Source organism: Streptomyces violaceus, from assembly GCF_036014075.1.
In the GTDB taxonomy this organism is placed as follows: Bacteria; Actinomycetota; Actinomycetes; order Streptomycetales; family Streptomycetaceae; genus Streptomyces; species Streptomyces violaceus.
In genome coordinates, this window is record NZ_CP107911.1 from 7,562,501 (window position 1) to 7,584,294 (window position 21,794).

Genomic DNA, 21,794 nt, shown 5'->3' on the forward strand with positions numbered 1-21,794 from the left:
CGTGTGAGACCCGGCAGGGGTTGCGTATACGGGGTTGTGGGATCTCTCTTTTACGGTCTGCCGGCCGTGAGACGAGTCAGAAACCGTTGATGTAGGCGAAGGACATGCGAAAGGTCCGGCGTAGAGGGTAAGACCCCCGTAGTCGAAACATCAGCGGCTCGTTTGAGAGACACCCAAGTAGCACGGGGCCCGAGAAATCCCGTGTGAATCTGGCGGGACCACCCGCTAAGCCTAAATATTCCCTGGTGACCGATAGCGGATAGTACCGTGAGGGAATGGTGAAAAGTACCGCGGGAGCGGAGTGAAATAGTACCTGAAACCGTGTGCCTACAAGCCGTGGGAGCGTCGCGCATTGAGTTTACTCAATGCGTCGTGACTGCGTGCCTTTTGAAGAATGAGCCTGCGAGTTTGCGGTGTGTTGCGAGGTTAACCCGAGTGGGGAAGCCGTAGCGAAAGCGAGTCCGAATAGGGCGATGGAGTAGCACGCTCAAGACCCGAAGCGGAGTGATCTAGCCATGGGCAGGTTGAAGCGGAGGTAAGACTTCGTGGAGGACCGAACCCACCAGGGTTGAAAACCTGGGGGATGACCTGTGGTTAGGGGTGAAAGGCCAATCAAACTCCGTGATAGCTGGTTCTCCCCGAAATGCATTTAGGTGCAGCGTCGTGTGTTTCTTGCCGGAGGTAGAGCACTGGATAGGCGATGGGCCCTACCGGGTTACTGACCTTAGCCAAACTCCGAATGCCGGTAAGTGAGAGCGCGGCAGTGAGACTGTGGGGGATAAGCTCCATGGTCGAGAGGGAAACAGCCCAGAGCATCGACTAAGGCCCCTAAGCGTACGCTAAGTGGGAAAGGATGTGGAGTCGCAGAGACAACCAGGAGGTTGGCTTAGAAGCAGCCACCCTTGAAAGAGTGCGTAATAGCTCACTGGTCTAGTGATTCCGCGCCGACAATGTAGCGGGGCTCAAGCGTACCGCCGAAGTCGTGTCATTGCAGCATAAGGGCCAACGCCTGCTGTGATGGGTAGGGGAGCGTCGTGTGCCGGGTGAAGCAGCCGCGGAAGCGAGTTGTGGACGGTTCACGAGTGAGAATGCAGGCATGAGTAGCGATACAAACGTGAGAAACGTTTGCGCCGATTGACTAAGGGTTCCTGGGTCAAGCTGATCTGCCCAGGGTAAGTCGGGACCTAAGGCGAGGCCGACAGGCGTAGTCGATGGATAACCGGTTGATATTCCGGTACCCGCTGTGAAGCGTCAAACATCGAGCATCGTGATGCTAAGGCCGTGAAGCCGTTCCGGACCCTTCGGGGAAAGGAAAGTGGTGGAGCCGCCGAACCAAGCGGTTAGTAGGTGAGTGATGGGGTGACGCAGGAAGGTAGTCCAGCCCGGGCGGTGGTTGTCCCGGGGTAAGGGTGTAGCCCGTCATCTAGGTAAATCCGGGTGACATGAGGGTGAGACCTGATGCCGAGCCGATTGTGGTGAAGTGGATGATCCTATGCTGTCGAGAAAAGCCTCTAGCGAGTTTCATGGCGGCCCGTACCCTAAACCGACTCAGGTGGTCAGGTAGAGAATACCGAGGCGTTCGGGTGAACTATGGTTAAGGAACTCGGCAAAATGCCCCCGTAACTTCGGGAGAAGGGGGGCCACACCTGGTGAGAACACTTGCTGTTCGAGCTGGGGGTGGCCGCAGAGACCAGCGAGAAGCGACTGTTTACTAAAAACACAGGTCCGTGCGAAGCCGTAAGGCGATGTATACGGACTGACGCCTGCCCGGTGCTGGAACGTTAAGGGGACCGGTTAGTCACTCTTCGGGGTGGCGAAGCTGAGAACTTAAGCGCCAGTAAACGGCGGTGGTAACTATAACCATCCTAAGGTAGCGAAATTCCTTGTCGGGTAAGTTCCGACCTGCACGAATGGCGTAACGACTTCTCGACTGTCTCAACCATAGGCCCGGTGAAATTGCACTACGAGTAAAGATGCTCGTTTCGCGCAGCAGGACGGAAAGACCCCGGGACCTTTACTACAGTTTGATATTGGTGTTCGGTTCGGCTTGTGTAGGATAGCTGGGAGACTTTGAAACTCGCACGCCAGTGTGGGTGGAGTCGTCGTTGAAATACCAGTCTGGTCGTGCTGGATGTCTAACCTGGGTCCGTGATCCGGATCAGGGACAGTGTCTGATGGGTAGTTTAACTGGGGCGGTTGCCTCCTAAAGAGTAACGGAGGCGCCCAAAGGTTCCCTCAGCCTGGTTGGCAATCAGGTGTTGAGTGTAAGTGCACAAGGGAGCTTGACTGTGAGACCGACGGGTCGAGCAGGGACGAAAGTCGGGACTAGTGATCCGGCGGTGGCTTGTGGAAGCGCCGTCGCTCAACGGATAAAAGGTACCCCGGGGATAACAGGCTGATCTTCCCCAAGAGTCCATATCGACGGGATGGTTTGGCACCTCGATGTCGGCTCGTCGCATCCTGGGGCTGGAGTCGGTCCCAAGGGTTGGGCTGTTCGCCCATTAAAGCGGTACGCGAGCTGGGTTTAGAACGTCGTGAGACAGTTCGGTCCCTATCCGCTGTGCGCGTAGGAATATTGAGAAGGGCTGTCCCTAGTACGAGAGGACCGGGACGGACGAACCTCTGGTGTGCCAGTTGTTCTGCCAAGGGCATGGCTGGTTGGCTACGTTCGGGAGGGATAACCGCTGAAAGCATCTAAGCGGGAAGCCTGCTTCGAGATGAGTATTCCCACCTCCTTGAGAGGGTAAGGCTCCCAGTAGACGACTGGGTTGATAGGCCGGATATGGAAGCACGGTAACGTGTGGAGTTGACCGGTACTAATAGGCCGAGGGCTTGTCCTCAGTTGCTCGCGTCCACTGTGTTGGTTCTGAAACCACGAACAGCCCCATGCCAGGTCACGGTATGGTGCGGCAGTTTACAGTTTCATAGTGTTTCGGTGGTTATAGCGTTAGGGAAACGCCCGGTTACATTCCGAACCCGGAAGCTAAGCCTTACAGCGCCGATGGTACTGCAGGGGGGACCCTGTGGGAGAGTAGGACGCCGCCGAACTCCTTTTAGAGCTCTGGCTCTTGGGCACACAGCCCGAGAGCCAGAGCTTTTTTGCGTTGAGGTAAGGTCAGTGAGCATCGTTGGCACGTTTCCCACAGGAGGCCCCCGGGTGGAGGTTCAGGAGACTCGCGTCCAGACGGACCGTGTGCTCACCATCCCGAACATCCTGAGCATGGCTCGGCTCGTCGGCGTGCCCCTCTTCCTGTGGCTGATTCTCAGGCCTGAGTTCGGTGGGCCCGAGAGTGACGGCTGGGCCCTTCTGGTACTGGCCCTGAGCGGCGTCAGTGACTACCTGGACGGCAAGCTCGCGCGGCGCTGGAACCAGATCAGCAGCCTCGGCCGGCTTCTCGACCCCGCGGCCGACCGGCTCTACATTCTCTCGACTTTGGTCGGTCTCACCTGGCGTGAGATTCTGCCTCTTTGGTTGACCGCTGCACTTCTGGCGCGAGAGCTGGTTCTGCTGGTGATGGTGGGGATCCTCCGCCGTCACGGCTATCCGCCGCCCCAGGTGAACTTCCTGGGCAAGGCCGCCACCTTCAACCTGATGTATGCCTTCCCGCTGCTCCTGCTCAGTGACGGAACTGGTTGGATCTCGTCACTGGCTGCTATTTTCGGATGGGCGTTCGCCGGATGGGGTACAACGCTGTACTGGTGGGCAGGAGTCCTCTACGTGGTACAAGTCCGCCGCCTGGTCCGTGCGGACGCCATGGCCGATTGAACTTGCGGATTGCTCCCACCGTGGCTGTCCGATGGCCCGTGGTCGCAAAGTGGGGGACAATCCTCGCGGGGGAAGTCGGCTAGACCGTCGTCTCTTAGAGGAGGACGCTTCCGACATGAAGGCCGTCGTGATGGCCGGAGGCGAAGGCACGCGTCTTCGCCCCATGACCTCAAGCATGCCCAAGCCGCTCCTGCCCGTGGCCAACCGCCCGATCATGGAGCACGTTCTGCGGCTGCTCAAAAGGCATGGGCTCAACGAAACAGTCGTAACGGTCCAGTTCCTGGCCTCGCTCGTCAAGAACTACTTCGGTGACGGCGAAGAGCTCGGCATGGAACTCACCTATGCCAATGAGGAGAAGCCACTCGGTACCGCCGGAAGCGTCAAGAACGCCGAAGAGGCATTGAAGGACGATGCCTTCCTCGTCATCTCCGGCGACGCTCTGACGGATTTCGACCTCACCGAGCTGATCAATTTTCACAAGGAAAAGGGCGCGCTGGTCACGGTTTGCCTGACGCGTGTTCCCAATCCGCTGGAATTCGGCATCACCATTGTCGACGAGGAAGGCAAGGTGGAGCGCTTCCTCGAGAAGCCCACCTGGGGCCAGGTCTTCTCCGACACGGTGAACACCGGTATCTACGTGATGGAGCCCGAGGTCTTCGACTATGTCGAGCCCGATGTGCCCGTCGACTGGTCCGGCGATGTCTTCCCGCAGTTGATGAAGGAAGGCAAGCCCGTCTACGGCTACATTGCCGAGGGGTACTGGGAGGACGTCGGCACGCACGAGAGCTATGTGAAGGCGCAGGCCGACGTCCTGGAGGGCAAGGTCGACGTCGACATCGACGGGTTCGAGATCTCCGCAGGCGTCTGGGTCGCCGAGGGCGCGGAGGTGCATCCCGATGCCGTGCTTCGCGGCCCCCTTTACATCGGGGACTACGCCAAGGTCGAGGCCGGCGCCGAACTCCGTGAGCACTCCGTCGTGGGCTCCAACGTGGTTGTCAAGAGCGGCGCTTTTCTGCACAAGTCCGTCGTTCACGACAACGTCTACGTGGGGCCGCACAGCAATCTGCGCGGGTGCGTCGTAGGGAAGAACACCGACATCATGCGCGCGGCGCGGATCGAGGACGGGGCGGTCATCGGTGATGAGTGCCTGATCGGTGAAGAATCGATCGTCCAGGGCAATGTGCGGGTCTATCCGTTCAAGACCATCGAAGCCGGTGCTTTCGTCAACACCTCGGTCATCTGGGAGTCCAGGGGACAGGCACACCTCTTCGGAGCCCGCGGTGTGTCCGGAATCCTGAACGTCGAGATCACGCCGGAGCTGGCCGTGCGACTCGCCGGTGCGTATGCGACCACCCTGAAGAAGGGCTCGACCGTCACTACGGCCCGGGACCATTCGCGTGGCGCCCGTGCGCTGAAGCGGGCGGTGATCTCCGCGTTGCAGGCCAGCGCCATCGACGTACGGGATCTGGAGAATGTTCCGCTGCCCGTGGCCCGGCAGCAGACCGCGCGGGGCAGTGCGGGCGGGATCATGATCCGGACCACCCCCGGGGTGCCGGACTCCGTGGACATCATGTTCTTCGACGGGAACGGTGCCGACCTGTCGCAGGGCAGCCAGCGGAAGCTGGACCGGGTGTTCGCGCGGCAGGAGTACCGCCGGGCGTTCCCCGGTGAGATCGGGGATCTGCACTTCCCGGCCAGCGTCTTCGACTCGTACACCGGGTCATTGCTGCGGAACGTCGACACGACGGGTATCTCCGAGTCCGGGCTGAAGGTCGTCGTGGACGCGTCCAACGGCAGCGCGGGACTCGTGCTGCCGAGTCTGCTCGGGAAGCTCGGTGTCGACTCGTTGACGATCAACCCCGGTCTGGACGAGTCCAGGCCGACGGAGACGGCCGACATGCGGCGGTCGGGGATGGTGCGGCTGGGGGAGATCGTGGCGTCCTCCGGTGCCGCGTTCGGCGTGCGGTTCGACCCCGTCGGTGAGCGGCTGTCCCTCGTCGACGAGAAGGGGCGCATCATCGAGGACGACCGGGCGCTGCTCGTGATGCTGGACCTCGTGGCCGCCGAGCGGCGTAGCGGCAGGGTCGCGCTACCGGTGACCACTACCCGGATCGCCGAGCAGGTGGCGGCGTACCACGGGACCCAGGTCGAGTGGACGACGACCTCTCCCGACGACCTCACGCGCGTCGGTGGTGAGGAAGGGACGATCTTCGGCGGTGACGGCAAGGGCGGATTCATCGTCCCCGAGTTCAGCAGCGTGTACGACGCCACCGCGGCCTTCGTGCGGCTCATCGGGCTCGTGGCGCGGACGCAGCTCACGCTCAGCCAGATCGATGCCCGGATCCCGCGGGCGCACGTCCTGAAGCGGGACCTGGCGACTCCGTGGGCTGTCAAGGGTCTCGTGATGCGGCGGGTCGTCGAGGAGGCCGGAGATCGCTTCGTGGACACCACGGACGGTGTGCGTGTGGTGGAGACCGACGGGCGCTGGGTGATGGTGCTGCCCGACCCGGCGGAGGCTGTCACCCACCTGTGGGCCGAGGGGCCGGACGACGCCTCCGCGCAGGCCCTGCTGGACGAGTGGTCGGCGGTCGTGGACAGCGCCGGCCGGTAGAACGGGCTGCACGCGTGCGTGCCGGACAAGTGTCCTCAACGGGGCCTGTCCGGCACGCCGGTGGGGCCGTTCGGAGGTAGTGGCCGCGACGTGCGACGATGTGCGGCATGCCGCAGCAACCCCCCATTCGGAGCACACCGACGCGGCCCCGGCGCCCGGATGCGTCCATGTCTTTGCTCACCAACGTCATGGACCACAGCCTCGACGACGGATATGCCGAGGCCGCTGAGCGGAAGAAGGCCGCGGGCGACGACGGCCTGCCGAAGACCCTCAGGGCGAAGCTGGGGCTCGCGGCGGGCCTGGTGCTCGCGGCCCTGGTCGTGACCGTAGGAGCGGCACAGGCGCGGGTCGCCGCACCGGTCGTCGCCAAGGAGCGGGAAGAGCTGGTCGACCGCATCGACCGGGAGAGCGAAGCGGCGGACAAGCTGGAGGAATCCGTCGACGAGCTGCGCGCGGACGTGAGCGCCCGGCAGCGCGAGGCGCTGAAGCACAGTGGCAGCGCCGGGTCCGACCTGGTGGGCATCCTGTCCGGCGCCGCCGCGGTGCACGGTCCCGGCGTGAAGCTCGTGGTGAACGACGCCAAGGACACCGGTGCGGGCGGTGACGGCGACCCGCGCGAGAACCCCGGGTTCTCCGACACCGGCCGGGTGCGTGACCGGGACATGCAGCGTGTGGTCAACGGGCTGTGGGAGTCGGGCGCCGAGGCCGTCTCCATCAACGGGCAGCGGCTGACGGCGCTGTCCGCGATCAGGGCCGCGGGGGACGCGATACTGGTCGACAACAAACCGCTGGTGCCGCCGTACACGGTGCTTGCGGTGGGGGACGGGCAGCGGCTGAGCACGCGGTTCCAGAACAGTGCGGACGGCTTGTATCTGAACGCGCTCCAGGAGAGCTACGGCGTCAGGACAGCCATCTCCGCGGAGGACGACCTCCGGCTGCCTGCCGCACCGAGTGTGATCGTACGTACAGCACAGCCGAGCACTGAGAAGAGCGAGAAGGGCACATCGTGATCGCCGTACTGGGCCTCGTCGTGGGAGTCGTGGTCGGCCTGTTGGTCCGGCCTGAGGTTCCGGCGGTGGTCGAGCCTTATCTGCCGATCGCTGTCGTGGCGGCGCTCGACGCCGTCTTCGGCGGTCTGCGCGCCATGCTCGACGGCATCTTCGACGACAAGGTCTTCGTGGTGTCGTTCCTGTCGAACGTGGTCGTGGCCGCGTTGATCGTGTTCCTGGGTGACAAGTTGGGCGTGGGTGCCCAGCTGTCCACCGGTGTGGTGGTCGTCCTCGGTATCCGGATCTTCTCCAACGCCGCGGCGATCCGCCGGCACGTGTTCCGGGCGTGAGGCGGATGAGCGAGCACGACGACAAGCGCGCCGAGGAGAACGGCGACACACGCGCGGAGCAGCGCGACGGGAGTGGCGAGTCCGGGAACCGGCTCCGCAAGGAGCTGCCCCAGGAGGTGGCCGCGGCGGAGTCTGCCGACCAGGACACCCCGGAGCCTGAGTCGGCACCCGAGCCCGCGCCCGATCTCGAGCCGGAGCCGGAGGTGGCGCCCGAGCCGCGGCTGACCGGTCGGCAACGACTGGTGCAGGGGTTGTGGCCGCCTCGGGTCAGCCGGGCCCAACTCATCGTCGCGCTGCTGCTGTTCGGCCTCGGCTTCGGACTGGCCGTGCAGGTGGCGTCGAACAGCGACAGTGACAGCGCCCTGCGCGGTGCGCGCCAGGAAGATCTTGTCCGCATCCTCGATGAACTGGATGACCGTACCCAGCGTCTTGAGGACGAGAAGCAGGGTCTCGAGAAGCAGCGCGACGAGCTGGAGAACAGCTCGGACCAGGCCGAGGAGGCCCGGAGGCAGACGATCGAGAAGGAGCGGCAACTCGGCATCCTGGCGGGCACGGTGGCCGCGCAGGGGCCCGGCATCACCATGACCATCGAGGACACGAAGGGGACGGTCGAGTCGGACATGCTGCTCGACGCGGTCCAGGAACTGCGTGCGGCGGGTGCCGAGGCGATCCAGGTGAACGGCGTACGGGTCGTGGCCGGCACGTATCTCACCGACTCCGGCAAGGGTGTGAGCGTCGACGGGAACAAGATCAACGCGCCCTATCGTTTCAAGGTCATCGGCAAGTCGCAGGACCTCGAGCCGGCGCTCAACATCCCCGGAGGAGTGGTGCAGACTCTCGAGAAGGAACAGGCCATCGTCACCGTGGAGCGGTCCACCAAGATCGTCGTGGACGCCTTGCGAGCAGCGAAGCGGCCTGACTACGCTCGGTCGTCCTCCCAGTGAACCGGCGGTGCATGGGCGGCGTCCGGCGAGGGCATGAGGTTGCGGGGGGTCGGCGCACCGAATGGGTGGTGCGTGGTGGAAACTGTCTGGTGCAGACGGACGTTGTCAGGATGTCCGGGTCGGCCAGAGTGTTCAGTCAGGGTTCGTCCTGCCCCACGGGCGGGTCTGTTTCGGTCAAGGGGAATCGCCCGTGAAGTTGTTTGCGAAGTTGTTCGGCAAGAGCCCGCGAGAGGGCAGCGACAATGCGACCGCCCGTCATCGCGCACAGCCTGACGCGGAGGGCCAGCGGCCGCTGTTCCGGGACCAGGTCGGCGGTCCGGGCGGCGACGTTTCCGGAGGTCAGGGCGCGCCGTCGGTTGACCCTGCGCAGCCTGGCGGCATAGGTTTCGGGCAACCCTCAAGTGCGGGTGGAGGGTTTTCCGACCCGTATGCGTCCAATGCTCCCGGTGGGCAGCCGCGGCAGGAGGATCCGATGTCGGCCCTGGTGTGTACGAGGTGCGGCAACCGCAACGCGGAGAACAGCCGCTTCTGCTCCAACTGCGGCGCGCCGCTGCGGCCGGGCGCGACGCCGGAGCGTCCGTCCGAGACGACCTCCACGATCTCCATCTCCGGTCTAGAGGCCTACGACGCCGAGGCCACCGGCCAGACGCCTACGCCGACGCTGTCTCCCGAGGCGCAGGCGGCCGTGGACGCGCTGCCGCTGGGTTCCGCGCTCCTGGTCGTGCGCCGGGGGCCGAACTCCGGCAGCCGCTTCCTGCTGGACGGTGATCTGACCACGGCCGGCCGTCATCCGCAGAGCGACATCTTCCTGGACGACGTGACGGTCTCCCGGCGGCACGTGGAGTTCCGTCGCGGTCAGGACGGCTCGTTCACGGTGGCCGACGTGGGCAGCCTGAACGGCACGTACGTGAACCGCGAGCGGATCGACCAGGTCGCTGTGAGCAACGGTGACGAGGTGCAGATCGGCAAGTACCGGCTGGTCTTCTACGCCAGCCAGCGGGGTTACTGACCCGGACCGCCTCCGGGGCACCCCAGCGAAGGTCCGTCCGTCAGGGAAGGTCCATGCTTCATACACCGAGCGGCGGTGCCGGGCACGGCGCCGCCGCCACGGACAGTGGGCTGATGAGTATCGGCACGGTGCTGAACGTGCTGCGCGACGAGTTTCCCGAAGTCACCATCTCCAAGATCCGCTTCCTGGAGTCGGAGGGGCTCATCGAGCCACAGCGGACCCCCTCGGGGTATCGCAAGTTCAGCCCCCGCGACGTCGAGCGCCTCGGTCACGTCCTGCGGATGCAGCGGGACCACTACCTGCCCCTGAAGGTGATTCGCGAGCACCTGGAGGCCATGGAGCGCGGTGATGCCGTCCCGCTGCCGACCGTGGGCCGTCAGCGTGACGGCGATTGCGCGCCCGAGCCCTTCGAGGGGCCGCCCTCGGCTGCCAGGGTCGGGCGCCAGGAGCTGCTCGCCGCCGCCGGGGTGGACGAGGAGGTGCTCAGGGAGTGGGAGTCGTACGGGCTGGTCACTCCACTGGAGGACGGGGCGTACGAGGCGGAGGCGGTCACGGTGGCGGCGCTCGTCGCCGAGCTGGGGCGCTTCGGGATCGAGCCGCGGCACCTGCGGGTGATGAAGGCCGCCGCCGACCGCGAGGCCGGGCTCGTGGACCAGGTGGTGGCCCCGCTGAAGCGGCACCGGAACCCGCAGACCAGGGCTCTTGCGGAGGCCCGCACCAAGGAGCTGGCGGGGCTCACGGTGAAGCTGCACGCCGCGCTGGTGCAGACGGCGCTCGGGGTGCGGCTGCCATGAGGCGGCCGGACACGTGGGGGCCGGATCAGGCGCTCGATCCCTGCCCGACTACCCAAACGTCCCGAGCACGGCCTAGGGTTGCTGTGTGAACGAGCTCGATGTCGTAGGTGTCCGGGTCGAAATGCCCTCCAACCAACCGATCGTGCTGCTGCGTGAAGTGGGAGGCGACCGTTACCTCCCCATCTGGATCGGGCCGGGGGAGGCGACGGCGATCGCCTTCGCCCAGCAGGGCATGGCTCCCGCGCGGCCGCTGACCCACGACCTGTTCAAGGACGTGCTGGAAGCCGTCGGTCAGGAGCTCACGGAAGTGCGCATCACGGACCTGCGTGAGGGTGTCTTCTACGCGGAGCTGGTCTTCGCCAGTGGCGTCGAGGTGAGCGCCCGCCCGTCCGACGCCATAGCGCTGGCCCTGCGCACCGGGACACCGATCTACGGGAGTGACACGGTCCTCGATGACGCCGGCATCGCGATTCCGGACGAGCAGGAGGACGAGGTGGAGAAGTTCCGCGAGTTCCTCGACCAGATCTCCCCGGAGGACTTCGGCAGCAGCAGCCAGTGAGTTCCGGAAGCCGGTGAGCGCCGGCCGGGCGGGGAGCGGCAGCGGTCGTGAGACGAGTGGGCGGCCCGGCGGACGATGAGTCCGCGGCAGGGCCGCCGCCGTATGTGTGAGGGGTGAATTGCCCGCATGTGCCGGTGGCGAGTGAGAGCGTCACACGGTCCGTGCCGAAGGCATTCGGCTAGCCTTTCCCCGCGGTGGGGCACGGGAAACCACTCTTAGGGTGATTATCACTCGGCGTGGCGAGTGTGGCGATCGTTGACGCACCCCGGGTGACTGCCTACCGTCGAGAAGGCAGGTCAAGGACGGAGGTCGGCGTGAGAAGCAGCGGCGACGGTACGGCTGGGGGCGGCCCCGAGCGCAGTCTCAGGGCGAGTGGTCCGTACGCTCCCCCCGGCTCTCGGCTCCTTTCGGGCGGGGGGTACCCCCAGCCCGACGGTGCGGCCGATCATGCTCCGCAGCGACCGTCGGCGGTGCCGAGCAGCGGAGGGACGACGTCCATGGCGTCCGAGCAGATCGGCTATCGAGGCCCCACGGCCTGCGCGGCCGCCGGTATCACCTACCGGCAGCTGGACTACTGGGCCCGCACCGGTCTCGTCGAGCCGAGTGTGCGCCCCGCCCATGGGTCCGGGACGCAGCGGTTGTACAGCTTCCGGGACGTCGTCGTCCTGAAGATCGTCAAGCGGTTCCTCGACACCGGGGTGTCGCTGCAGAACATCCGCACGGCGGTCCAGCACCTCAGGGAACGCGGTTTCCGCGACCTGGAGCGGATGACGCTGATGAGTGACGGTGCGACGGTCTACGAGTGCACTTCGCCGGACGAGGTCCACGCCCTGCTCCAAGGGGGGCAGGGCGTCTTCGGGATCGCCGTGGGTGTGGTGTGGCGGGACGTCGAGAGCGCGCTGTCCCAGCTGCACGGGGAGCGTATCGACACCGGCGAGACCCTGGTAGGGCCCAACCCGGCGGACGAGCTGGCGCGGCGGCGGAACCGGGCTGTCTGACCCGTTGGACGGTGCGGTGTGCATGCGGCCGCAGCAGGCGGGATGTTTCCGCGCCGGGCTGTAAGCGGTTTCTCCCGGACCGGTCGGGAAGGTTCGGCACGGCGTTGTCAGTGGCGTAGGGCAGCATCGGAGTTGTGAGAACCGCGCCTACGATTCTGCATCTCGACATGGATGCCTTCTTCGCCTCGGTGGAGCAGGCGTCCAAGCCGAGTCTGCGCGGGAAGGCCGTGGTCGTGGGCGGGCTCGGGCCGCGGGGTGTGGTCGCGACCGCGTCGTACGAGGCCCGGGTCTTCGGGGTGCACTCGGCGTTGCCCATGGCGCAGGCCCGGCGGCTCGCGCCCAACGCCGCGTATCTCGTGCCGCGCTTCCAGTTCTACCGGGCGATCAGCGAGCGGGTGATGGAGCTGCTGCGTGCGTTGTCGCCACTGGTGGAGCCGCTGAGCCTGGACGAGGCGTTCGTTGACCTGGAGGCCGGAGGGGCGGCCTGGGACGAGCGGTCCGCGCGGCTGGCCGGGGTGAAGCTGCGTGCGGACATCCGGGCCGTCACGGGGCTCACGGGGTCGGTGGGGCTGGCCGCCTCTAAGATGCTCGCGAAGATTGCCTCGGAGCAGGCCAAGCCCGACGGGCTGGTGGTGATCGAGCCGGGGACGGAGCGGGCGATGCTGGGGCCGATGTCGGTGCGGACCCTGCCGGGAGTAGGGCCGGCGACGGGCGACCATCTGCGGCGGGCCGGGATCACCATCGTCGAGGAGATCGCCGAGGCGGGTGAGGACGAGCTGGTCCGGCTGCTGGGGAAGGCGCACGGACACGGGCTCTACGCCATGGCTCTGGCGCGGGACGACCGGCCCGTCGTGGCGGAGCGGGAGGCGAAGTCGGTGTCGGTCGAGGACACCTACGACGTGGACATCCACGACCGGCTGCGGGTCGGGCTGGAGGTGCAGCGGCTCGCCGACCGCTGCGTACAGCGGCTGCGCGGGGCCGGGCTGTCCGGGCGGACCATCGTGCTGAAGGTGCGGCGGTACGACTTCTCGACGCTCACCCGGTCCGAGACGCTGCGTGGGCCGACGGACGATCCCGGGGTGATACGTGAGGCCGCGGCCAGGCTGCTGGACTCGGTCGACACGACGGGCGGCGTGCGGCTGCTCGGGGTGGGCGTCAGTGGGCTCGCCGACTACACGCAGGAGGACCTGTTCGCGCAGGCGGCCGGGGAGCGGGCGGTCGCGGAGGGCCCGGTCGAGGAGCCTGCCGCGGCGCCGGTCGAGGAGTGGCCGGCGCCGGCCGAGCGGCGGTGGCCCGCCGGGCACGATGTGCGGCACGCCGGGTTCGGGCACGGATGGGTGCAGGGCAGCGGCCTGGGGCGGGTGACCGTACGGTTCGAGACACCCGACTCGGAGCCCGGGCGGGTGCGGACCTTCCGGGTCGACGATCCGGAGTTGGAGCCGGCGGACCCGTTGCCTTTGGTGTTACGAGAGCCTGAAGGGGGTCATGGGCCGGATGGTGACTCGGGGGATGCGGGGCTGCGGTCGGCCGCCCTTTAGGCGGTTACCGGGGCTTCAGGCCGTCTCGTCCGTGCCTGCCAGTTTGCCGAACTCGTGGTCCTGGAGCGGGGGAGGAGCGGCGACGTCGAGACCGTAGTGGTGGTAGAGCTGGAGTTCCTGCTCCGGGGAGAGGTGGCGGCCCACGCCGAAGTCGGGGGCGTCCTTGATCAGGGCGCGGTCGAAGGGCACGTGGAGGGCGCCGTCGATCAGTTCGCTGGGCTCGAGTGGGACGAAAGCGTCCCTGCTGAACAGGCCGGTCCGTATGGCGGCCCACTCCGGGGCGCCGGTGGCGTCGTCGAGGTAGACCTCGTCGATCGTGCCGATCCTGGTTCCGTTGCGGTCGAAAGCCTTGCGGCCGATCAGGTTGCGCGGATCGATATCGGTTCGCACGGGCCCTCCACATGGTCGCAACTCATCCGTAAACACTACAAAACGGCACAATCGGGGACGCGGCCACTCGAAGGTTCGTGCGTTGCCCTCGCTGGTAGGCTGACAGCGGCTGCTGACCCCGTGCGGGAGAGTCCTCCAGACATCATCGGAGGCGCCGAAGGAGCAAATCCTCCCCGGAATCTCTCAGGCTCACGTACCGCACGGACGAGGTCACTCTGGAAAGCAGGGCGGATGTCGACGGACTTCCGCTCTCACCGACGGTGAAAGCCGGAGGCCTTCGGGCGATCCGGTGAAGCTCTCAGGTTGACATGACAGAGGGGGAGGCCGTCCGGGTACCCGTGCCGTGGTGCCCCTCGAAGGTCGTGTCAGACCAGGAGGCCTCCGCATATGACCGCCCATCGCATTCCGCTCTCCGAGCTCGAAGAGGCAGTTCCCTTCGAGCAGCGCCACATCGGCCCCGACCATGAGGCGTGCGCCAAGATGCTCGCGCACGTCGGCTACGGCTCCCTGGACGAGCTGACGGCCGCCGCGGTCCCGGCCGTGATCAAGAGCGCCGAGGCACTGGACCTGCCGGGCGCCCGCGGCGAGGCCGAGGTGATCGCCGAGCTGCGCTCCCTCGCCGACCGCAACCAGGTCCTCGGCTCCATGATCGGGCTCGGGTACTACGGCACGTTCACGCCGCCGGTCATCATGCGCAACGTCATGGAGAACCCGTCCTGGTACACGGCCTACACGCCGTACCAGCCGGAGATCTCGCAGGGCCGGCTCGAGGCGCTGCTGAACTTCCAGACCATGGTCGCCGACCTCACCGGTCTGCCGACCTCCGGCGCCTCCCTGCTCGACGAGGGCACCGCGGCCGCCGAGGCCATGGCGCTGTCGCGGCGTCTGGGCAAGAACAAGAAGGGCCTGTTCCTCGTCGACGCGGACGCGCTGCCGCAGACCATCGCCGTGATCCGGACCAGGGCCGAGCCGACCGGCGTCGAGGTCGTCGTCGCCGATCTCAGTGCGGGCATCCCCGCCGACGTCGCCGGGCGCGAGATCAACGGCGTGCTGATCCAGTACCCGGGCGCCTCCGGAGCCGTACGGGACATCAAGCCGGTCATCGACCAGGCGCACGGGCTCGGGGCGCTCGTCACCGTCGCCGCCGACCTGCTCGCGCTGACGCTGCTGAAGTCGCCCGGTGCGCTCGGCGCGGACATCGCGGTCGGGACGACGCAGCGGTTCGGTGTGCCCATGGGCTTCGGCGGACCGCACGCCGGTTACATGGCCGTGGGGGACAAGATGGCGCGCAGCCTGCCCGGGCGGCTCGTCGGCGTGTCCGTGGACGCCGACGGGAACAAGGCCTACCGGCTGGCGCTGCAGACGCGTGAGCAGCACATCCGTCGTGAGAAGGCCACCAGCAACATCTGCACCGCGCAGGTGCTGCTCGCCGTCATGGCCGGCATGTACGCCGTCTACCACGGGCCACAGGGCCTGAAGAGCATCGCGCGGCGCACCCACCGGTACGCCACGGTCCTGGCCGCCGGGCTCGCGAACGGCGGTGTCGAGGTCGTGCACGGGGCTTACTTCGACACCGTGACGGTGCGCGTGGAGGGCCGGGCCGCCGAGGTCGTGGCCGCCGCGGAGCGGAACGGGGTCAACCTGCGGCTCGTCGACGCCGACCACGTCTCGATCTCCTGCGACGAGACCACGACGCGGGCCCAGCTGCGTGCCGTATGGGCCGCGTTCGGGGTCGAGGGTGTCGTCGAGGCGCTGGACGCCGCCACCGAGGACGGGCTTCCGGACGCTCTGCTGCGGTCCGACGAGTACATGACGCACCCGGTCTTCCACCAGTACCGCTCCGAGACCGCCATGCTGCGCTACCTGCGTCGGCTGGCCGACCGCGACTACGCGCTCGACCGCGGCATGATCCCGCTGGGCTCCTGCACCATGAAGCTCAACGCGACCACGGAGATGGAGCCGGTCACCTGGCCCGAGTTCGGGCAGCTGCACCCCTTCGCCCCCGCCGGGCAGGCCGAGGGCTACCTCACGCTCATCCACGAGCTGGAGGAACGTCTCGCCGAGGTCACCGGCTACGACAAGGTGTCCCTCCAGCCGAATGCGGGGTCGCAGGGCGAGCTGGCGGGTCTGCTCGCCGTACGCGGGTACCACCGGGCCAACGGGGACGAGCAGCGGACCGTGTGCCTTATCCCCTCCTCCGCGCACGGGACCAACGCCGCGAGCGCGGTGATGGCGGGCATGAAGGTCGTCGTCGTGAAGACCGCCGACGACGGCGAGATCGACGTCGAGGACCTGCGGGCGAAGATCGAGCAGCACCGTGACGAGCTGGCGGTGCTGATGATCACGTACCCGTCCACCCACGGTGTGTTCGAGGAGCACGTCTCCGAGATCTGCGCCCAGGTGCACGAGGCGGGCGGGCAGGTCTACGTCGACGGGGCCAACCTCAACGCGCTCGTGGGGCTCGCCAAGCCGGGGCACTTCGGCGGGGACGTCTCGCACCTGAACCTGCACAAGACCTTCTGCATCCCGCACGGCGGCGGCGGGCCCGGCGTCGGCCCGGTTGCGGTGCGTGAGCACCTCGCGCCGTATCTGCCGAACCATCCGCTGCAGCCCGAGGCGGGCCCGGAGACCGGGGTCGGCCCCATCTCCGCGGCGCCGTGGGGCTCGGCCGGCATCCTGCCGATCTCGTGGGCGTACGTCCGGCTCATGGGCGGCGAGGGGCTGAAGCGGGCCACGCAGGTGGCGGTGCTCAGCGCCAACTACATCGCCAAGCGGCTGGAGCCGCACTACCCGGTGCTCTACACCGGCCCCGGCGGGCTCGTCGCGCACGAGTGCATCATCGACCTGCGGCCGCTGACCAAGGCGACCGGTGTGAGCGTCGACGACGTCGCCAAGCGGCTGATCGACTACGGCTTCCACGCGCCGACGATGTCGTTCCCGGTGGCCGGGACGCTGATGATCGAGCCGACCGAGTCGGAGGACCTGGCCGAGCTGGACCGGTTCTGCGAGGCGATGATCGCCATCCGCGCGGAGATCGAGAAGGTCGGCTCCGGCGAATGGCCCGCGGACGACAACCCGCTGCGGGGCGCCCCGCACACCGCCGGCGCGCTCGCCGGGGAGTGGGAGCACGCCTACAGCCGTGAGGAGGCCGTCTTCCCGGCCGGAGTCACGGCCTCCGACAAGTACTGGCCGCCGGTGCGCCGCATCGACCAGGCCTTCGGCGACCGGAATCTGGTGTGCTCCTGCCCGCCGCTGGACGCGTACGAGGACTGACCGACCGACCGGTCAGAGGAGGGGCTCCGTCGTGCGGGGCCCCTCCGTCCTGCGGGGACTCTCCGTCATGCAAGGGCTCCCCGTCATCCGACGGCGAGTGACACCTCGGTCGACTTGATCAGGGCGACGACGGGGGTTCCGGCCGACAGACGGAGATCGTCCGCGGCGTCCTTGGTGATCGCCGCCGTCAGTTCGCCGCCTTCGACGGTGATCCGGACGGAGGCCATCGCGTCGCCGGCCGCGACGGCCGTGACCGTACCGGGGAGCCGGTTGCGGATGGACAGGCCCCCGACGGGGGTGGTGGCCAGCGCGACCTCCGTCGACTTCACCAGGGCGCGCACGGCGGTGCCCGGCGTGAGACCGAGGTCGTCGGCGGCCTCGCGGGTGATCGCGGCGGTGAGGTCCTGGCCGCCGGCGAGGCGAACCCTGACCGTCGCCATGGCCTCGCCCGGCGTGACGGCGGTGACGGTTCCGGGGAACTGGTTGCGGATGCTCAGGCTCATGGGGTGCACGGTAGCCCGGTAAGTGCCTTATGCCGGGTATGCGTGCGTCTGCGTCGCCTTGACCGTCGCCCAGACCGATGCGCCGGGATGCAGATCGAGTTCGGCCGCGGCGACCGTGGTGAGGTCGGCCGTCAGCGGGAGTTCGCCGGTGAGGTCCGCACGGATCTGGTCGCCGTGCGTCTCCAGGCCGGCGACCTCGCAGCGCCACAGGTTGCGGGCGCTGGAGCCGCTGGGGCGTTCCCGGTACAGCGTCACCGCGCCGGGCGGGAACGCCACGAAGGCCGGGCCGGAGAGTTCCTCCGTGGTCGTGATGGCCGGACCCGTGTCGAGCCGGACCGTGTGGCCGTCGGCCTGCCCCCGGTACAGGTTGAGGCCGACGAGCCGGGCGATGTAGTCCGTGCGGGGGTGGCGGGCGATGTCGGAGGGCGTGCCCTCTTGGACGACGAGGCCGTGCTCGACGACGACCAGGCGGTCGGCCAGCACCATGGCGTCCAGCGGGTCGTGTGTGACGAGGACTGCCACGGCTTCGAACTCGGCGAGGTGGCGCCGGAGTTGAGCGCGTACCTCCAGGCGGGTGCGGGCGTCGAGGGCGGCCAGGGGTTCGTCCAGGAGCAGCAACCGGGGCCGGGTGGCCAGGGCGCGGGCCACGGCCACGCGCTGGGCCTGGCCGCCGGAGAGGCGGCGGGGCTTGGCGCCGGCGTGGTCGGCCAGACCCATACGGTCCAGCCAGTCGGCGGCCTGGGCCCGGGCCTCGGCCTTGCCGGCGCCCCGGCAGCGCGGTCCGAAGGCGACGTTGTCCAGGGCGGTCAGATGCGGGAAGAGCAGATAGTCCTGGAAGACGACGCCGACCGGGCGGGACTCGGGCGGCGTACGGTCCAGCAGCGCACCGTCCAGTGCCAGATGGCCCGACGTGAGCGGAGCGAGACCCGCGAGGGCGCGCAGGGCGGTGGTCTTGCCGGCGCCGTTGGGGCCGAGCAGCGCGACGACGTCGCCGGGGGCGGCGGTGAGCGTGACATCGAGGCGGAAGGCGCCGCGGTCGACGACGAGGTGGGCGTCGAGGCCTTCTGCCAGGAGTCCGGGTGCCGTGTCGTCGCGGTCGGTCGTCTGGGTCATGAGGTGTACGTCCAGGGTGTCAGGAGGCCGTCATCCACCGGTCGCGCAGGGCCGCGAGTACCGCGATGGACACGGCCAGCAGCACCAGGCTGAGGGCGATCGCGGCGGCCGGGTCGTTCTGGAGGGCGAGGTAGACCGCGAGCGGCATGGTCTGGGTGCGGCCCGGGAAGTTGCCCGCGAAGGTGATCGTCGCGCCGAACTCGCCGAGCGCCCGGGCCCAGGCCAGCACGGCACCGGCCGCGACGCCCGGCGCGATCAGCGGCAGGGTGACCCGGCGGAACGCGGTGAAGCGGGAGGCGCCCAGGGTGGTGGCAGCCTCCTCGTAGCGCGGGTCGGCGGCCCGCAGGGTGCCCTCCACGCTGATCACGAGGAAGGGCATCGCCACGAACGTCTCGGCGAGGACCACACCCGTCGTGGTGAAGGGCAGGGTGATCCCGAACCAGGAGTCGAGCCACTGCCCGACCACACCGTTGCGCCCGAACGCGAGCAGCAGGGCCACACCGCCCACGACCGGCGGCAGCACCAGCGGCAGCGTCACCAGGGCCCGCACGAAACCGCGTCCGGGAAAGTGCGTGCGGGCCAGCAGCCAGGCCAGGGGCACGCCGACGACCAGGCTCAGACCCGTCGCCGCCGTGGCGCAGACGAGGGAGAGCCGGAGCGCCTCCCACACCTCGGCGCTGGTCAGCTGCTCGGGAAGGCTGCGCCAGGGCGCCCGGACGAGCAGGGCGATCAAGGGCAGGAGCAGGAAGGCCAGGCCGGCCAGGGCGGGAACGAGCAGGGGCACCGGCACCGTGCGGCCGCGCCGGACGACGCGGTCGCGACGGGGCCGGCTCTCCACGGTGTCGGTGCTCGTCATGGCTTGAGGAACCCGGTCCCGGACAGCACCTTCTGGCCCTCGGCGGACCTCACCAGTGCGATGAAGGCCTTCGCAGTGTCGGGGTTGGGGGCGTTCTTGAGCAAGGAGATCGGATAGTCGTTGACGGCCTTGGCCGACTCGGGGAAGTCCACGCCCTCCACCTTGTCACCGGCCGCGCGCACGTCGGTCTTGTAGACGACGGCGGCGTCGGCCTCCTTCAGCTCGACCTTGGTCAGGGCGCTCTTGACATCCTGTTCGTACGAGACGGGGGTGAGCTTCAGGCCGCCGGCGTCCAGCGCCTTCTGGGCGGCGGCACCGCACGGGACCGTCTTGTCGCACAGAACGACCTTCAGGCCGGACTTGGCGAGGTCCTTCAGGGAGGAGATCCGTTCGGGGTTGCCCGGCAGGGTGGCGATCTCCAGCTGGTTGCGGACGAAGGTGGCCGGCGGGCTCGCCGTGTCCTTCCTGTCCGTCACGACCGCCATGGTCTTGGTGCTGGCGGCGGCGAAGACATCGGCCGGGGCGCCGCTGGTGATGCTCGCGGCGAGGGTGTCGCTGCCGCCGAAGCTGAAGGTGACCTTGGTGCCCGGGTGGTCCTTCTCGAACTCCTTGCCCAGCGTCGTGAAGCTCTCCTCGAGGGAGGCGGCGGCGAAGACGGTGACCTCGCCGGAGAGCTTCGGCGACGAGGACCCCGAGGAGCCCTTGTCCGAACCGGTGTCGGAGGAGGAGCAGGCGCTCAGGGTCAGCAGCGCGGCGGTGGACACACCGGCGACCTGGAGCATCCGGCGGGTCCGGTGCGCGGAACGGGTCATCTCGGGCCACTCCCTCTGTGCTCTGGAGGAAGAGCCCGCCGGGCCCTTCCGATACGTCGATCATACTGACGCATCTGCGAGGTAGAAGTCCCCTGTCACTTCGCATGAGCGAGGGGGAGTGGCCCTACGGGTGCGTATGTGCGTTCGTACGTACAGGGCTCAGACGCGGTCGATGTGGACGTTCGTCGACTTCACGCGGGCCGTGGCCTCCATGCCCACCTCCAGCCCCAGCTCCTCGACGGCCTCGCGGGTGAGCAGGGAGACGAGCCGGTGGGGGCCGGCCTGGATCTCCACCTGGGCGGCGACGTCGCCGAGTTTGATCGCGGTGACGATACCGGGGAAGGCGTTGCGGGCCGAGGTGTAGGGGGCGTCCTCCTCGGCGGTGCCGGACCTGGCGAGTTCGACCGAGAAGGCGGCCAGGTCCCGTCCGTCGACGAGCCGTCGCCCGGCCTCGTCGCGGTGGGTGGTGATGCGGCCCGCGTCCGCCCAGCGCCGGGCGGTGTCCGGGCTCACGCCGAGCAGTCGCGCTGCCTGGCCGATCGTGTAGGACTGCATGCCGGTCACGATAGGGGCGGGGGAGGGGAACGGCGGATGCGGGGTTGGCCGTCGGGTGTGACGCGATATAGCGTTAGTCGGCGAACGGGTGGGTCGGGTGCCGTGCCCGAGGGAGATCGGGGGCTGTGATGGCGGGAGAGTTCTCGCGTACCGGGGGATCGCCCGAGGTGCGGGCCTCGTATGCGGACCGCGACCGGATCGTGGACGTGCTGCGCGTCGCCGCCGGCGACGGCCGGCTGACCATGGAGGAGCTCGACGAGCGGCTGGAGGCCGCGCTCTCCGCCCGTACGGTCGGCGAGCTGGCCGTACTCACGACGGATCTGCCCGAGGTGGTGGGGGAGACCCCCGTCGGGGTCGAGGACGTCGTCCGGATCGAGCAGCAGGGGGCCTCGACCCGGCGCGGCGACGCCTGGGTGGTGCCGCGGCGCTTGGAGATCCGTTCGTCGTTCGGCGAGGTGACGCTCGACTTCACCGATGCGGTGATCACCCAGGACACCCTGCACATCGACCTGGAGATGGGCGGAGGTGCCCTGAAGCTGGTGACCCGGCCGGGTGTCGTGGTGGACACCGGATCGCTGGTGCTGAACTACTCCAAGATCAAGGCGCGCCGGGCGGGAGCGGCAGCCGAGGCGCCTGTCGTGCTGCGTGTGCGGATCACCGGCGAGATCAGCTTCGGACAGGTCGTGGTGCGCCGGCCTCGGAGAGGATTCGGCAGGAGGAAAGCCGCCGGCTGA

At 67.8% G+C, this 21,794-nt stretch carries 18 protein-coding genes, 2 rRNA genes and 1 riboswitch (1 of these 21 cut by a window edge); of the genes, 14 read left to right on the forward strand and 6 right to left on the reverse strand.

The window, feature by feature from the left end; all coding sequences use genetic code 11:
- From OG542_RS34070 to OG542_RS34125, 12 genes are all read left to right on the forward strand, one after another.
- A 23S ribosomal RNA gene (locus OG542_RS34070) occupies positions 1–2,840 on the forward strand (it extends 282 nt beyond the left edge of the window).
- Positions 2,841–2,931: 91 nt separating this feature from the next.
- Positions 2,932–3,048, forward strand: a 5S ribosomal RNA gene (gene rrf / locus OG542_RS34075).
- A 109-nt stretch (positions 3,049–3,157) separates the two neighbouring features.
- Positions 3,158–3,766, forward strand: a complete 609-nt coding sequence (locus OG542_RS34080; RefSeq protein ID WP_311130245.1) for a CDP-alcohol phosphatidyltransferase family protein — start codon at positions 3,158–3,160, stop codon at positions 3,764–3,766.
- Positions 3,767–3,881: 115 nt separating this feature from the next.
- Positions 3,882–6,377 carry a mannose-1-phosphate guanyltransferase gene (locus OG542_RS34085; RefSeq protein ID WP_328415863.1) on the forward strand — a complete coding sequence of 832 codons (2,496 nt, stop codon included), beginning with the start codon at positions 3,882–3,884 and terminating at the stop codon, positions 6,375–6,377.
- Between the two features lie 98 nt (positions 6,378–6,475).
- Entirely contained in the window at positions 6,476–7,387 is a 912-nt protein-coding gene (locus tag OG542_RS34090) for a DUF881 domain-containing protein (RefSeq protein WP_328415865.1), read from the forward strand.
- Entirely contained in the window at positions 7,384–7,716 is a 333-nt protein-coding gene (locus OG542_RS34095) for a small basic family protein (protein WP_019708255.1), read from the forward strand. The genes OG542_RS34090 and OG542_RS34095 overlap by 4 nt, the downstream gene beginning before the upstream one ends.
- 5 nt (positions 7,717–7,721) lie before the next feature.
- Complete coding sequence (locus OG542_RS34100; protein ID WP_193482055.1) at positions 7,722–8,660, forward strand: DUF881 domain-containing protein; 939 nt, start codon at positions 7,722–7,724, stop codon at positions 8,658–8,660.
- Between the two features lie 61 nt (positions 8,661–8,721).
- Positions 8,722–9,669, forward strand: a complete 948-nt coding sequence (locus OG542_RS34105; protein ID WP_328415869.1) for an FHA domain-containing protein — start codon at positions 8,722–8,724, stop codon at positions 9,667–9,669.
- A gap of 53 nt (positions 9,670–9,722) precedes the next feature.
- Positions 9,723–10,463, forward strand: a complete 741-nt coding sequence (ftsR, locus tag OG542_RS34110) for a transcriptional regulator FtsR (RefSeq protein WP_311130243.1) — start codon at positions 9,723–9,725, stop codon at positions 10,461–10,463.
- An 85-nt stretch (positions 10,464–10,548) separates the two neighbouring features.
- Positions 10,549–11,022, forward strand: a complete 474-nt coding sequence (locus tag OG542_RS34115) for a bifunctional nuclease family protein (protein ID WP_003988851.1) — start codon at positions 10,549–10,551, stop codon at positions 11,020–11,022.
- 314 nt (positions 11,023–11,336) lie between these two features.
- The gene (locus OG542_RS34120; protein WP_193482058.1) at positions 11,337–12,020 is read left to right on the forward strand and encodes a MerR family transcriptional regulator; all 684 of its coding nucleotides are present in this window, start codon (positions 11,337–11,339) and stop codon (positions 12,018–12,020) included.
- 134 nt (positions 12,021–12,154) lie between these two features.
- Entirely contained in the window at positions 12,155–13,558 is a 1,404-nt protein-coding gene (locus OG542_RS34125; RefSeq protein WP_328415873.1) for a DNA polymerase IV, read from the forward strand.
- A gap of 15 nt (positions 13,559–13,573) precedes the next feature.
- Here the strand turns inward: OG542_RS34125 and OG542_RS34130 are convergent, their stop codons facing one another.
- Entirely contained in the window at positions 13,574–13,948 is a 375-nt protein-coding gene (locus tag OG542_RS34130; RefSeq protein WP_261683902.1) for a PRC-barrel domain-containing protein, read from the reverse strand.
- A gap of 113 nt (positions 13,949–14,061) precedes the next feature.
- Positions 14,062–14,157: riboswitch (glycine riboswitch) on the forward strand.
- A gap of 178 nt (positions 14,158–14,335) precedes the next feature.
- Between OG542_RS34130 and gcvP the strand changes: the two genes are divergently transcribed.
- Complete coding sequence (gene gcvP / locus OG542_RS34135; protein WP_328415876.1) at positions 14,336–17,221, forward strand: aminomethyl-transferring glycine dehydrogenase; 2,886 nt, start codon at positions 14,336–14,338, stop codon at positions 17,219–17,221.
- Between the two features lie 83 nt (positions 17,222–17,304).
- Here the strand turns inward: gcvP and OG542_RS34140 are convergent, their stop codons facing one another.
- The 5 genes from OG542_RS34140 to OG542_RS34160 form a co-directional block, all read right to left on the reverse strand.
- Complete coding sequence (locus OG542_RS34140; protein WP_328415878.1) at positions 17,305–17,724, reverse strand: TOBE domain-containing protein; 420 nt, start codon at positions 17,722–17,724, stop codon at positions 17,305–17,307.
- 27 nt (positions 17,725–17,751) lie between these two features.
- Positions 17,752–18,837: an ABC transporter ATP-binding protein gene (locus tag OG542_RS34145; protein ID WP_328415880.1), complete on the reverse strand. Its 1,086-nt coding sequence runs from the start codon at positions 18,835–18,837 to the stop codon at positions 17,752–17,754.
- Positions 18,838–18,856: 19 nt separating this feature from the next.
- Positions 18,857–19,693: a molybdate ABC transporter permease subunit gene (gene modB, locus OG542_RS34150; RefSeq protein ID WP_328415882.1), complete on the reverse strand. Its 837-nt coding sequence runs from the start codon at positions 19,691–19,693 to the stop codon at positions 18,857–18,859.
- Positions 19,690–20,505, reverse strand: coding sequence for a molybdate ABC transporter substrate-binding protein (gene modA, locus OG542_RS34155; RefSeq protein WP_328415884.1), 816 nt, complete (start codon positions 20,503–20,505; stop codon positions 19,690–19,692). The genes modB and modA overlap by 4 nt, the downstream gene beginning before the upstream one ends.
- Positions 20,506–20,664: 159 nt before the next feature.
- Positions 20,665–21,060: a TOBE domain-containing protein gene (locus OG542_RS34160; RefSeq protein WP_142165137.1), complete on the reverse strand. Its 396-nt coding sequence runs from the start codon at positions 21,058–21,060 to the stop codon at positions 20,665–20,667.
- 128 nt (positions 21,061–21,188) lie between these two features.
- On the opposite strand from OG542_RS34160, the gene OG542_RS34165 reads away from it, so the two are divergent.
- Complete coding sequence (locus OG542_RS34165; RefSeq protein WP_328415890.1) at positions 21,189–21,794, forward strand: DUF1707 SHOCT-like domain-containing protein; 606 nt, start codon at positions 21,189–21,191, stop codon at positions 21,792–21,794.

Excerpts from the sequence above, each read along its gene's own strand:
- OG542_RS34085 (WP_328415863.1), top strand. The coding sequence starts at position 3,882 with ATGAAGGCCGTCGTGATGGCCGGAGGCGAAGGCACGCGTCTTCGCCCC.
- OG542_RS34160 (WP_142165137.1), bottom strand. The coding sequence starts at position 21,060 with ATGCAGTCCTACACGATCGGCCAGGCAGCGCGACTGCTCGGCGTGAGC.
- modA (WP_328415884.1), bottom strand. The coding sequence starts at position 20,505 with ATGACCCGTTCCGCGCACCGGACCCGCCGGATGCTCCAGGTCGCCGGT.
- OG542_RS34165 (WP_328415890.1), top strand. The coding sequence starts at position 21,189 with ATGGCGGGAGAGTTCTCGCGTACCGGGGGATCGCCCGAGGTGCGGGCC.
- modB (WP_328415882.1), bottom strand. The coding sequence starts at position 19,693 with ATGACGAGCACCGACACCGTGGAGAGCCGGCCCCGTCGCGACCGCGTC.
- OG542_RS34100 (WP_193482055.1), top strand. The coding sequence starts at position 7,722 with ATGAGCGAGCACGACGACAAGCGCGCCGAGGAGAACGGCGACACACGC.
- ftsR (WP_311130243.1), top strand. The coding sequence starts at position 9,723 with ATGCTTCATACACCGAGCGGCGGTGCCGGGCACGGCGCCGCCGCCACG.
- OG542_RS34145 (WP_328415880.1), bottom strand. The coding sequence starts at position 18,837 with ATGACCCAGACGACCGACCGCGACGACACGGCACCCGGACTCCTGGCA.
- gcvP (WP_328415876.1), top strand. The coding sequence starts at position 14,336 with ATGACCGCCCATCGCATTCCGCTCTCCGAGCTCGAAGAGGCAGTTCCC.
- OG542_RS34140 (WP_328415878.1), bottom strand. The coding sequence starts at position 17,724 with ATGAGCCTGAGCATCCGCAACCAGTTCCCCGGAACCGTCACCGCCGTC.
- OG542_RS34105 (WP_328415869.1), top strand. The coding sequence starts at position 8,722 with ATGGGTGGTGCGTGGTGGAAACTGTCTGGTGCAGACGGACGTTGTCAG.
- OG542_RS34090 (WP_328415865.1), top strand. The coding sequence starts at position 6,476 with ATGTGCGGCATGCCGCAGCAACCCCCCATTCGGAGCACACCGACGCGG.